At 54.0% G+C, this 4,684-nt stretch carries 3 protein-coding genes; 1 reads left to right on the forward strand and 2 read right to left on the reverse strand.

The window, feature by feature from the left end; all coding sequences use genetic code 11:
• The first annotated feature begins 174 nt into the window (after window positions 1–174).
• Window positions 175–765: a hypothetical protein gene (locus RMSM_RS27100; RefSeq protein ID WP_008704431.1), complete on the forward strand. Its 591-nt coding sequence runs from the start codon at window positions 175–177 to the stop codon at window positions 763–765.
• Window positions 766–870: 105 nt separating this feature from the next.
• On the opposite strand, the gene RMSM_RS27105 is transcribed toward RMSM_RS27100, so the two are convergent.
• Both RMSM_RS27105 and RMSM_RS37410 read right to left on the reverse strand, forming a co-directional pair.
• Entirely contained in the window at window positions 871–2,124 is a 1,254-nt protein-coding gene (locus RMSM_RS27105) for a hypothetical protein (protein ID WP_040769565.1), read from the reverse strand.
• A partial coding sequence (locus tag RMSM_RS37410; RefSeq protein ID WP_144057998.1) for a serine/threonine-protein kinase occupies window positions 2,111–4,684 on the reverse strand: 2,574 nt, incomplete at its 5' end. The genes RMSM_RS37410 and RMSM_RS27105, both read right to left, overlap by 14 nt.

A 4,684-nucleotide genomic window follows, 5' to 3' on the forward strand; every position in this document is an offset into this window, starting at 1 on the left:
GGGGAGATATGCTTCACAGCGTTTCATTTGGGCGCTAGTCCCGGTTGAATGTCGGAACCGTGGCTAGCGCCAGAGCGGCTAATCTACGGAAAGACTTCTGTCTAGCGGCTTAGATCCAAGAATGATACTTTACAAGTATCATTCTTGGGGCGCCACTCAACCAATGGAAAATCGATGGCTACCATCCTGATTTGGGTACGAGATGTTGGCGTTATCGTTGTGACAGCGATTTTGGTCGCAGGTGACATGCCCCTGCTTACTGCTGAAGACAGCCAGACACGATCACGGATAACGATTTTGCAAGATCTGCTAGAACGCCCAAACGACGAGAAGCTGCTACGTGAGTTGCTTGCAGATGCACGATCTAGAAAAGTCGAGTGGGAAAAATTTGCCGATTTGATGCAGCAGGTTGGCGACCATTCAAATCACCAATTCGGGCTGCACCAAATTTTGGAAATCGAGAACAAGATAGATACAGTAGAATTGCGATTGGCAATACAGAAGCTCGACAGAAAACTTGAAACCTCAGAAAACCTTTCGCTACTTGAGCGTCATCAACTGATCGAAGAGTTGGAAACGAAGAAAAGTAAAATGGTAAACGCGTCTAATAAAAAGAGTGCGTTAGACAAGCAGTACATGCTACTAGAGCGTGTCCAGCGAATGCTCCCTACATTGGAAAGGAAGAGACAAGAACGTCTTGAGCAGTGGAACCGTAACAAACGCCGACCTCGTCTCCCTATACAGAAAGACGTTCCGTTGATTTAGTTGGTCATTTGGGCGGGGAGAACACATCAGGGTGCTCCCAACTGAGTTGATTGTGGAATGATTGCACCGTCCACCCGGCGAGTTTATCATCCCCACCCGCGTAGTTTACCGAATGAAGCGTCCGAGTAAGTAACTCGTCCGTGTTTTGGTTCGCTTGGTGAGCGAATGATGCACGCTGAAGGATGCACACACCACAGTAAGCAGCGTGCTGTTTCGCCACGACGCCTGGCTCGTCGTTTCCGAGGCCGTGTTGGCCTGGTTGGCGAATGTCATCGCTGTTTGGATTGCGGTGTCATGATCGCCGACGCATTGCCCACGCGGCGATGGTTCATCGCACGACGGATTTGTCTCAATTGTTTCGGCAGTGCTGTCCAATACCATTTGTCCTGCAAACATCACCGAATGTAACAGCGTTACCATCGGCAACGATGCAAACCGCACCGGGGCCGGGGACGGTTGCGGCGTCATAGCGTGCGTGTGGTCTAAGGCAATCGGTTCATTCGCAATCCGTGAATTTCTAACTAGGTTGGTCGGATTGGAATCCGAGCCACCGAGGTTTGTCGAGTTCTTTACCAAGCCATGGTTTTTGGTCTCGGTCCCGCTTGATGTCAGCATCGACATCGCCATAAACGTGTCTCGAGCGGCATGGTTGGATAATGGTTCCGACGAAAGCGACAGATCCGAGATCGCAACGTGACTTGTCGTGCTCTCAAAATAGTGGAAATCGTCATCAATGTAGTTGACGTGTGCATCAAGATCCGCAGTGGTCAGCGAACCTGACGGAAACGACTTGGTGGATTGAGGCGGACTTACCAGCGTCATCATGGCCGCCGTGGACGTGTCGGTTTTCACCCGCGCGGCCCGTGGAATGGGCTGTACAGGGATTGGTGCTGTTTCCGGAGACAGGTAATTAGTTTGGTCTGTCACCGTTCCGTCGGTGCCATCCAATTCGTCTGTCGACGCTGCCGGAGGTTCGTTTGTGCTCGTCTCGCTGTCTTCGGTGTCGCCAGTGCGAGGTGGTTCTTGATCCCATTCCTTTAACGCTTGGTCTCGATTGAGTACATCCGATTCAATTTCACGGCCGGGTGCAGCGGGACGCGAGGACTCGTTCACGCGATCACGGGACGGTTGCAGCGGCTGAATTTGCGGCGGGCGGGTAATCGTCATCTGACGCACGTACGCGGGTGCAGCAATCTGTAGCGGGTCGTGCAGTGGCGTCGCTGGGGTTGAATTGGATTCACCCTCGCCGATCACTTCAGCGCCGGCTAACATTGTACGCGTCTCCAATCGCTCGATTCTGCCAAGAAACGAGCGTGGGCGTTTGACGATCACTCCTTTCGGTAAATTATGCCGAGCCATTGATTGTCCCTTCCTTTTCGTTGGCCGAATCGGCTTGATCGCGAGGACGTATGGTCGGTAAGTGGGGTAACTGCATCGGCTGTGAAGCCCTCGATTCGGCTTTCCAATCGGCGTTTGTGCCCGTGGTACCGGACTGATCCTGGATCTGGTGTAGGATTTGGTCCAATTGTTCGCGGTGACTCTCTAAGTATTCTCGGTAGCTTGCATTGTACGGAGCCTTTCGCACGGCAAGCGATTGAAACTCCATCGCTTCGGTTAAATGTTGAACCGCACTTTCCATGTTGCCTTGATGTTGGTCGATGATGCTGCGGTTGTGCAGAACGCCCGCCAGTCGGCTGAGCGTATCGGCGGGAGTCGTTTCCGATGTCAAATCGCGTCGCAGGATCGCTTCGGCTTTGACAAATTCCTGTTTTGCAAATTCATTGGGTTCTTGGTTCCAAAGCAGTTGTCCGAGATTGTTATGCGCGACGGCCAATTGTTGTTGAGCTGTGCCAGTGGTGCCAAATTGAGCAACGTCCAGCTCCAGTGCGGTGATGGAAGCACGAACCAGTTCGATCGCTTGCGTGACGTCACCTCGTTGGCCCCACAACGTTGCCAAATTGTTCCGTGCGATTGCCAATTGGCACTGCGGCGAGGGTTGCGATGCGGCGAGTCGCTCGTTGGCGTCGCGAGTTCCGTCCTTACTAGGAGCCAAATTCCACGATTCAAGTTCGCTGATATTCGCTTGCAGCAGTGCTTCGGCTTGATCGGGATCGCTGTCCAACAGCATCGCGACTCGAGCATTTCGGCATTCAAATAACTGCTGGCGAATGTCACGATCCTGGTGTTGGCGAAGCGATACATTCTCGAGCTGTTGTTGCAGATCGACCAGCAGACGGTCGGCTTGTTCGGCTTTACCGCTGACCCACATCAACGTGCCCAAGTTGGTTTGCGTCGTGGCCCACTGGCGAAAAAAGCGGGCTTGGTTCTTGTCGCTAGCCAACAGCGTCTCAAGCAATTTTGCTGCTTGCTGATAACCTTCGACGGCTTCGCTATAGCGACCTTGGTCCTTTCGCAGTGCCGCCAAGTTATGAAAGCAGAGTGCCAAATCGGCTTGAGTGGATTCGTGACTCTGTCCCTCGTTTGTCACGTCGTTTGTCAGCGAGGTGAAATCGGCGATCGCTTGTTGGTAATGTTGTTCCGCGTCCTCAACCTTACCCAACCGGGTTTGCAAAGCACCGAGCCGATACCGCACTTTGGCGAGCTCGGATTTCATGTGGGTGCTTTGCTTGGCGTATCGTAGGAAGTCGAGATAGTAGCGTTCGGCTTCGTGCAACATGTCCGCACGTAGTTGCTCGGTGCCGGGAATGTCGGCGAGTTGTTGAGAGATCATTCCGCTAAATCGGTCGACCGCATGATGGGCTTGGTCCAGATGCAGTTGAGCTCGGGCGGTCGCTTGATCTTTCAGTCTGCTTTGCCGCGACACCAGCAGCATTCCCACCGACATCGCAACGCCGAGTGTCAGTGAAATCGCCAGTGCCGAGCAAACCAATCCTTGACGACGCATCGCCCATTTGAATGCACGATCGACAAGCGTAGGACGCCGCGCCAACGTGGGGCGACCATCGAGGAAACGCTGTAGATCTTCGGCCAATTCACCCGCGGTGGCATAGCGTTCGTCTTTCGATTTTGCAATCGCTTTACAAACAATCGTTTCCAAGTCGACCGAGATGGCTGGGTTGAGGCGGCGAAGCGAAGGGGGCTCCTGCGACTCGATGGCACTAAGAAGTTGTTCACGGTTGGTTGCTGCAAACGCGGATTGCAGCGTCAGTAGTTCGTACAACGTGATGCCCAACGAGTAGATGTCGGTGCGGTGGTCGACCTCTTGGGATCGTCCTGCGACCTGCTCGGGACTCATGTAGCGAGCGGTGCCGATGATGTTGCCGTTGGCGGTTAGGTTGTTGGCACCGCGACAGCGGGCTAAACCAAAATCAGCAACCCACACTTTGCCCGCCGCATCGACGAGAAGATTCGATGGTTTGATGTCACGATGCACCACGCCTTGTTGGTGTGCATAATCGAGTGCCAACGCGACATCGACGATGATCTGTACCGTCGAACGCACGAAATCGCGATTGCGGACCGTGTCGGCGGTGTTGATTGCTGTGCTAGCGAAGGTGCCACGCGATGATTGAGCAAACGCTTGCGAGGTTGTGCCAGGACGGGCTTTGGACAACGCTTCGTTGGCAGAGGCATTCGCGGTCACGCCGATGGTCGTGTCAAAGGCCACGTCGCTTGGGGCATCCACCGCATATGCCGCTTCGGCGTGATGGAGTTGCGACATCGGACGGACTTTTTGTTGATGTCGCATCTCTTTGATCGCTTGTTCGAGCGTTTGTCCATCGATCAGCTGCATGCTGTAGTAGTGGACGCCACGTTCGCAGCCGACGGAAAACACCGGCACGATGTTGGGGTGATGCAGCGAGGCGGCCGCCTGAGCTTCGTTACGAAAACGTGCGACTTGTTGTTGATCCAAGACCGCAGCAAAGGGCAGTACTTTCAGCGCAACGCTACGCCGCAG

Source organism: Rhodopirellula maiorica SM1 (assembly GCF_000346295.1).
Classification (GTDB): domain Bacteria; phylum Planctomycetota; class Planctomycetia; order Pirellulales; family Pirellulaceae; genus Novipirellula; species Novipirellula maiorica.

Excerpts from the sequence above, each read along its gene's own strand:
- RMSM_RS27105 (WP_040769565.1), bottom strand. The coding sequence starts at position 2,124 with ATGGCTCGGCATAATTTACCGAAAGGAGTGATCGTCAAACGCCCACGC.
- RMSM_RS27100 (WP_008704431.1), top strand. The coding sequence starts at position 175 with ATGGCTACCATCCTGATTTGGGTACGAGATGTTGGCGTTATCGTTGTG.